The sequence below is a fragment of the Flavobacterium sp. genome (genome assembly GCF_031422135.1).
GTDB lineage: Bacteria > Bacteroidota > Bacteroidia > Flavobacteriales > Flavobacteriaceae > Flavobacterium.
On sequence record NZ_JANOQD010000086.1, the window covers coordinates 156531 to 163402 of the forward strand.

Annotated in this window: 9 protein-coding genes; 6 read left to right on the forward strand and 3 right to left on the reverse strand. The window is 30.5% G+C overall.

The genetic code is table 11. The features are described 5' to 3' along the window. Window positions 1-23: 23 nt before the first annotated feature. The 5 genes from RMO70_RS11595 to RMO70_RS11615 all read left to right on the forward strand — a co-directional run bounded on the left by RMO70_RS11595 (window position 24) and on the right by RMO70_RS11615 (window position 4412). The gene (locus RMO70_RS11595) at window positions 24-686 is read left to right on the forward strand and encodes a YggS family pyridoxal phosphate-dependent enzyme (RefSeq protein WP_310556596.1); all 663 of its coding nucleotides are present in this window, start codon (window positions 24-26) and stop codon (window positions 684-686) included. 87 nt (window positions 687-773) lie between these two features. Further along, entirely contained in the window at window positions 774-2135 is a 1362-nt protein-coding gene (locus RMO70_RS11600) for an exonuclease domain-containing protein (RefSeq protein WP_310556597.1), read from the forward strand. 39 nt (window positions 2136-2174) lie between these two features. Continuing rightward, window positions 2175-3092 carry a tRNA (adenosine(37)-N6)-dimethylallyltransferase MiaA gene (gene miaA, locus RMO70_RS11605; protein ID WP_310556598.1) on the forward strand — a complete coding sequence of 306 codons (918 nt, stop codon included), beginning with the start codon at window positions 2175-2177 and terminating at the stop codon, window positions 3090-3092. 61 nt (window positions 3093-3153) lie between these two features. Next, complete coding sequence (locus RMO70_RS11610; protein WP_310556599.1) at window positions 3154-3819, forward strand: hypothetical protein; 666 nt, start codon at window positions 3154-3156, stop codon at window positions 3817-3819. A 2-nt stretch (window positions 3820-3821) separates the two neighbouring features. Continuing rightward, window positions 3822-4412, forward strand: a complete 591-nt coding sequence (locus tag RMO70_RS11615; RefSeq protein ID WP_310556600.1) for a hypothetical protein — start codon at window positions 3822-3824, stop codon at window positions 4410-4412. 19 nt (window positions 4413-4431) lie between these two features. Here RMO70_RS11615 and RMO70_RS11620 read toward each other — a convergent pair whose 3' ends face one another. Beyond that, window positions 4432-4866, reverse strand: coding sequence for a hypothetical protein (locus tag RMO70_RS11620; RefSeq protein ID WP_310556601.1), 435 nt, complete (start codon window positions 4864-4866; stop codon window positions 4432-4434). A 71-nt stretch (window positions 4867-4937) separates the two neighbouring features. Between RMO70_RS11620 and RMO70_RS11625 the strand changes: the two genes are divergently transcribed. After that, complete coding sequence (locus RMO70_RS11625) at window positions 4938-5459, forward strand: L,D-transpeptidase family protein (protein ID WP_310556602.1); 522 nt, start codon at window positions 4938-4940, stop codon at window positions 5457-5459. Window positions 5460-5558: 99 nt separating this feature from the next. On the opposite strand, the gene RMO70_RS11630 is transcribed toward RMO70_RS11625, so the two are convergent. Continuing rightward, entirely contained in the window at window positions 5559-6185 is a 627-nt protein-coding gene (locus tag RMO70_RS11630; protein ID WP_310556603.1) for a DUF6705 family protein, read from the reverse strand. Window positions 6186-6277: 92 nt separating this feature from the next. Then, on the reverse strand, window positions 6278-6872 hold a 595-nt coding region (locus RMO70_RS11635), incomplete at its 5' end, for a DUF6705 family protein (RefSeq protein ID WP_310556604.1).

Below are 6872 nucleotides of genomic sequence, written 5' to 3' on the forward strand. Positions count from 1 at the left end.
TACGAAAATAAAGTATAGTAATAATGTCAATAAAAAACAACCTCCTCCAAATAAAATCCCAACTTCCACAAAATGTAACATTAGTAGCAGTTTCCAAAACCAAACCTGTTGCCGATTTGATGGAAGCCTACAATGCGGGTCAACGCATTTTTGGGGAAAACAAAATCCAAGAAATGACTGAGAAATGGGAAGCAATGCCAAAAGACATTCAGTGGCATATGATTGGTCACGTTCAAACCAATAAAGTCAAATTTATGGGGGAATATGTGAGTTTGATTCATGGAGTGGACAGTTTGAAATTACTAGAAGAAATCAATAAACAAGCCAAAAAACACAACAGGATAATTGATTGTTTGTTACAAATACATATTGCCGAAGAGGAAACAAAATTTGGATTAAATGAAAATGAATTAGAGGGATTATTGTCATCAACCGAATTAAAATCGTTGCACAACATCAAAATTGTTGGTTTAATGGGTATGGCAACATTTACTGAAAATCAAAATCAGATTAAAAAGGAATTTCAAAATTTAAAATCTATTTTTGACAAAACACAATCAGTATCCATTGTCAATTGTCAATTATCAACTCTTTCTATGGGAATGTCTGGTGATTATCAACTCGCGATTGAATGTGGAAGTACTATGGTTCGAATAGGAAGTAGTATCTTTGGAACAAGAAATTGATTTTTTGATTGAAGATTGAAGATTGCTGATTAACGATTTTTGATTTATGAAGTAAAAAACTGAACACTGAACACCGAACACTGAAATTTGTACGCAATTCTCGACATAGAAACCACAGGAGGGCAATTCAACGAAGAAGGAATTACCGAAATCGCCATATATAAATATGATGGACATGAAATCGTGGATCAATTCATCAGTTTAGTCAATCCAGAAAAACCAATTCAGCCTTTTGTTGTCAAACTTACAGGTATCAATAACGAAATGCTGAAAGGCGCACCGAAATTCTTCGAAATTGCCAAACGAATTATCGAAATCACTAACGGTTGCATATTTGTGGCGCATAATGTTAGTTTCGATTATCGGGTTTTGCGCACGGAATTTCGACGTTTGGGCTACGATTATAATAGTCGAAATCTTTGTACAGTCGAATTATCACAAAAATTGATGCCCGAACAACCTTCGCATAGCCTTGGTAAATTAGTTCGTGCTCTTGGAATTCCAATGGCAGATCGACACCGAGCAACTGGCGATGCACTGGCAACCGTCAAATTATTCAAAATGCTTTTAGACAAAGATGTTGAAAAAATAATCTTGAACGAGCTGATCAAATCCGAAGTCGAAAAAGGAATCGCACCAAAATTGCGAGATATTATGGAAAGTATGCCTTCCAAAACAGGTGTTTATTATATTTATAACCCAAACGGAAAATTAATATATATTGGTAAAAGTCGTAATATCCGCAAAAGAATCAACCAACATTTTACAGGAACCGACAAAAAATCTCTCAAAATTCAAGCTGAAGCATTCACTGTAACTTACGAAGAAACGGGTTCAGAATTGATTGCTTTGCTCAAAGAATCTGAAGAAATAAAAATCAATAAACCTATTTATAATCGAGCGCAACGCAAGAGTTTATTCAATTTAGCATTATCAGTCGAACCCGATGAAAAAGGGTATTTGAACCTAAAAATTCAAAAAACAGACGGTCGCAGAAAAGAGATTACCTCATTTTCATCATTATCCGAAGCTAAAAATGCAATGTATAGAATAACAGCGCATTACAAGCTATGTCAAAAACTGACTGGCTTGTATATCACCAAAAAAGAATGCTTTCAATATAAAATAAAAGAATGTGATGGTGCTTGCATTGGTGCTATTTCTGTCGAAGAGTACAATGCTAGAGTTCAAGAATTTATCAATAAAAATTCATTCGAAAACCAAAATATGATAATTGTTGATAAAGGGAGAAAAATATCCGAAAAAAGTGTTGTTTTAATTGAAAATGGTGTTTATAAAGGATTTGCATTTTTCGATTTGAACTATCAAATAAACAATCCAGAGGTATTGAAAAATATAATAACTCCTATGCAAAACAATCGAGATGTTAAGAATATTTTACAAAGTCATATCAGGAAAAGTAAATTTTTAAAAATAATCAATTTTTAAAAAGACTATAACTAGTATATACAAACAGATAATAGATTTTTGAAAAAACTAATCACTATAATTGGCCCCACAGCAATTGGTAAAACTGCATTGAGCATTGCTTTGGCGCAACATTTTAATTGCGAAATAATTTCTTGCGATAGCAGACAATTTTTCAAAGAAATGAAAATTGGCACCGCAGTACCATCAAATTTAGAATTGTCGCAAGCCAAACATCATTTTATACAAAACAAATCTATTCTTGAAAAATATACTGTTGGTGATTTCGAAAAAGAAGGTATTGCAAAACTCAACGAATTATTTGAGAACAACGATTATGCTATTTTAGTTGGCGGTTCAGGACTTTATGTTGATGCTATTTTAAAAGGATTTGATACATTTCCAGAAATAGAGAAATCAGTTAGGGAAGAAGTGCAATCTAATTATGAGGAATTCGGAATAAATTATTTACAACAAAAACTCAAAGATTTAGATTCAAAATATTACAGTTTAATACAATCCGAAAATCCACAGACATTGCAAAATCCGCAACGAATGATGCGGTTTGTTGAGGTTTGTATTGGATCTGGAAAACCGTATTCCAGTTTTTTAAACAAAGAAAAAAACACCCGAAACTTCACCCCTATCATTATTGCTCTTGAAGCCGAAAGGGAAATTATGTACAACCGCATCAACCAACGAGTGGATATAATGATGCAAGAAGGATTGCTCCAAGAAGCTGAAAAATTATATCCAAATAAAGATTTAAATGCTCTACAAACTGTTGGATATCGTGAATTGTTCCAGTATTTTGACAACGAAATTAGCTTAGAATTCGCCATTGAAGAAATCAAAAAAAATACGCGTCGATTTTCAAAACGACAAATGACTTGGTTCAAACGAACCGAAAATACAGTTTGGTTTGATTATAAAACTGATTTGGAAACAATAATCAAAACCATATCCGATTTTATTTAAATAATTTAAACACATCGCGCAACCAAATGGGTTACTTGTACTCTTTAATAAAATAAAACTTATGAAATATCGATTTTTACTTTCAATAACCTTAGCTATTTTTTATAGTTGTGGAATACAATATGACGGTGAAACAAAACTTGAAATTGTTGGAAAATTGATTGATAAAAATGGAAATCCAGTTCCAAATGAGATAATAAATATATATGTATTAGGTGATGATTCTATAATTTATGGAGGTGGCGGATTATATAATGAATTGATATCTTTTGGTGTCACAAATAATAAAGGTGAGTTTCAGTTTCTAATTCCTTCACCCAAAGTTGAAAATAATTTAAGCATTGAAATTGGCGAAAAATATAATCCTACAAAAACAATTCTGTTTAAAAACTCGAATTTCATTAATTACAAACTCAATTTAAATGCAATAAGCGTTTTTAAAGAAACTGATTTAGTAGAATTTCGTATTAATTTGAATAATACAAACTTAAATAAAACAATACAAGACATTAAGATTGTAGGTATTCAAAATGAAACGATTGTAAATCTAAACCCTAAAAATATTGAATCATATTACAATCAAGTTTTGTTTTATAATGTTTTAAAAAATCAAACTGTAATTTTGAAATATAAACTAATAGACTTCGCTAATAATGGAGTTATTCAAGAATTTTCAGAAAATATATCCATTTTAGATAACAATGAAGAATTTACAATAACCTATTAATTATGAGATATTTATTTTTTTTAGTTTTGAGTAATAGTTTTTGTTTTGGACAAATAGATTCGGTAAAAATTGAAACACAACCTAAGTTTGATGCAGAATTTCGAATGAAAATTTTTCATCCTATTCATTTTGGTAGTAATTTCTTGGCAGAATCAAATAAAAGTAATTTTAGCTTTGGGCTTAATCTAGACGTATTAGAATATCGAAATTTTATATTTGGTGGTGGTATCGATTATTCACATTATAACGTTACAGATGTTACACGTGCTGGTGATGTAAAAACAACTAAATTGAAAAACTTCTATATAAATTTATCCTATAAACAACCCTTAACTGACAAGATAGACTTTATGCCTAATATTGGTGTTGGTTATTCGGTTATAACTTATAGTGAATATAGATTTGGGAATCAAAATGGTAATAATTTTAGAATCGGATTTAATGTTGATTATAAACTGAATGAGACTTTATGTCTATTTGCAGGAACAACTTTTATTTACAACAAATACACCATAAATACATCGCCTGAATTTGTCTCTTTTTATGACAATTCCAAAATTTTACAATTGATTATTGGACTTAAAATTTATTGATAAAATAAATTCAATTAGCCTACTTAAACTTCCAGTCAAACTCATCGTTATCGTTAATAATTGCACCCAATTCAAAACGAATAACTTCCTTATATTCGACCTGAAAAGTCATCCAATTACTTTCATTAAAATAATTATCAACGGAATCAAAATTTTCAATTTCGAGTGATTTTATACCTTTTGAAGTAATTATTTTTTCAACATCTGGAATATTTTTACCAATTATTTTTTCTGAAAACAATTCTAAATCTGGATGCGACGAAATCATATAACCCAATTTAAACGCTTCATCTTGGTAGAACGTAAGTCTTAGTTTCTTATCATTATATAAAAAAATCACATTATCATCGTCATCTTTATATTGCTTGTCAGGGTTTCCATAAATTGATACAACATCGTTTTGTTTCATTCCGAAAAGAAGTTGGTCGATTCCGTTTTTAGGATTTATTTTCATTGTTTTTTTACAAAGTTACGCTAATATATTGTAGTCTAAAATTGTATTTTTACTTCCATTCAAAATAAAAAATGACTAAAAAAACCATCTTACTCCTCGTTTTACTACTTTTCATAGTCGGAATATTGATTTTTTATTTTTATCCCGAAAAAAAATTACCATCAAATTCAGTTATTGATCACATCAAAGTGTATAAATCTAAAAGGCAACTTTTAGCATACAATAATGGTAAATTACTAAAAACATATCGAATTTCGTTAGGTAAAAACCCGATAGGTCATAAAGAATTTGAAGGCGATAGCAAAACACCCGAAGGTATTTACTATATTAACGATAAAAACCCGAATAGTGGTTATTACAAAAATTTAGGGGTTTCCTATCCAAACGAGAAAGATATGGCGTATGCCAAAACATTAGGGAAATCTGCTGGTGGCGATATCAAAATTCACGGTTTACGAAACGGAATTGGTTTTCTGGGTAAATTCCAACGGTATACAGACTGGACTGCGGGGTGTATTGCAGTAACTAATAATGAAATAGATGAATTATTTACGAATGTGAAAATTGGTGTTAAAATTGAAATTTTGCCTTAAACTAACTACGTATTTGTACCAGTAGTTAGGCTTATTGTAATTAAAAAAGCAGTTTTAAATCACTCTAAAACTGCTTTTTATCTTGTTTAGAAGCTCTATTTACTGTTTTATCAAAATATAATACCCATTAGGAATACTCAAATAACTTGGAGTTGATACCGTACCATTAATTTGAACTAATCCTGAATTACGAGACGACATTAAGTTATTACTCGTCTGACGAATGTGCATTTTAATAGCCTCTTGCCCATTATGAATAATTTTTCTAATAGCTATAGTACCATATGCTGAACCTTCTAAAATGCCAAGACTAAGCCTTTTTTCATCAACGCCACAATCGGGACATGGTGGTTTATTGCTTTTTTTTAAGATACTATTTCCATGTATTATATGCATAAGCTTATAAGGTAAGTTTCCATTAAGTTTGCTGAGTGTATTAGCTTTAGTAATATTGTTTTCTTTGTACTCATATTCTCCAATCATCAAATCTTCATAATAGTTCCCGTTGTCTGCAAGAACCTTTTTTTGTAAAACAATTTTTAAATAAGTACCCCCATTAGAAAACACATATTCACCTTGGAATGGGCTGAGAAGATTGTCTACATCTTTATAGTAGGCGCCATTTATTATGTCGCTAACAAATTGATCTTTAATATTAATCACTGGGTTTTGAGCTGCGCAGGTCATCGAAATAATAATAACTAGGTATTTTAATACGTTTTTCATTTTTTAAAAATTTTGAGTACAAGGTGCTGGGATACAAGTAAAAAGCAGTCTTAAATTACTCTAAAACTGCTTTTTGCCTTGTTAAAACCAAATTATTGTTTTATCAAAATATAATACCCATTAGGAATACTTAAATAACTAGGGGTTGAAACCGTACCATTAATTTGTACTACTCCCGTATTGCTTGATGACATAACGTTGTTACTGGTTTGACGAATGTATATTTTAATTGCATCTTGACCATTATGAATAATTTTTCTAATGGCTATAGTACCATATGCTGGACTTTCAAGAATACCTAGACTAAGCCTTTTTTCATCAACACCACAATCAGGACATGGTGGTTTATTGCTTTTTTTTAAGATACTATTTCCTTTTATGCTATGCATTTGCTTATAAAGTAAGTTTTCAGTTAGTTTGTTAAGCGTATTCACTTTTGTAATGTTGTTTTCTTTGTACTCATATTCGCCAATCATTAAATCTTCATAATAGTTCCCATGGTTAGTTAGAATCTTTTTCTGTAACACAATTTTTAAATAAGTTCCGCCATTGGAGTATATATATTCTCCTTCGAATGGATTGAGTAGATTATCAATATCTTTGTAGTATGCTCCAATTATTCTGTCTCCTATAGATTGATTTTTAATGTTAATTATTGGGTTTTGGGCCATACTTACTACAGAGATT

Excerpts from the sequence above, each read along its gene's own strand:
- RMO70_RS11595 (WP_310556596.1), top strand. The coding sequence starts at position 24 with ATGTCAATAAAAAACAACCTCCTCCAAATAAAATCCCAACTTCCACAA.
- RMO70_RS11610 (WP_310556599.1), top strand. The coding sequence starts at position 3,154 with ATGAAATATCGATTTTTACTTTCAATAACCTTAGCTATTTTTTATAGT.
- RMO70_RS11615 (WP_310556600.1), top strand. The coding sequence starts at position 3,822 with ATGAGATATTTATTTTTTTTAGTTTTGAGTAATAGTTTTTGTTTTGGA.
- RMO70_RS11620 (WP_310556601.1), bottom strand. The coding sequence starts at position 4,866 with ATGAAAATAAATCCTAAAAACGGAATCGACCAACTTCTTTTCGGAATG.
- RMO70_RS11625 (WP_310556602.1), top strand. The coding sequence starts at position 4,938 with ATGACTAAAAAAACCATCTTACTCCTCGTTTTACTACTTTTCATAGTC.
- RMO70_RS11630 (WP_310556603.1), bottom strand. The coding sequence starts at position 6,185 with ATGAAAAACGTATTAAAATACCTAGTTATTATTATTTCGATGACCTGC.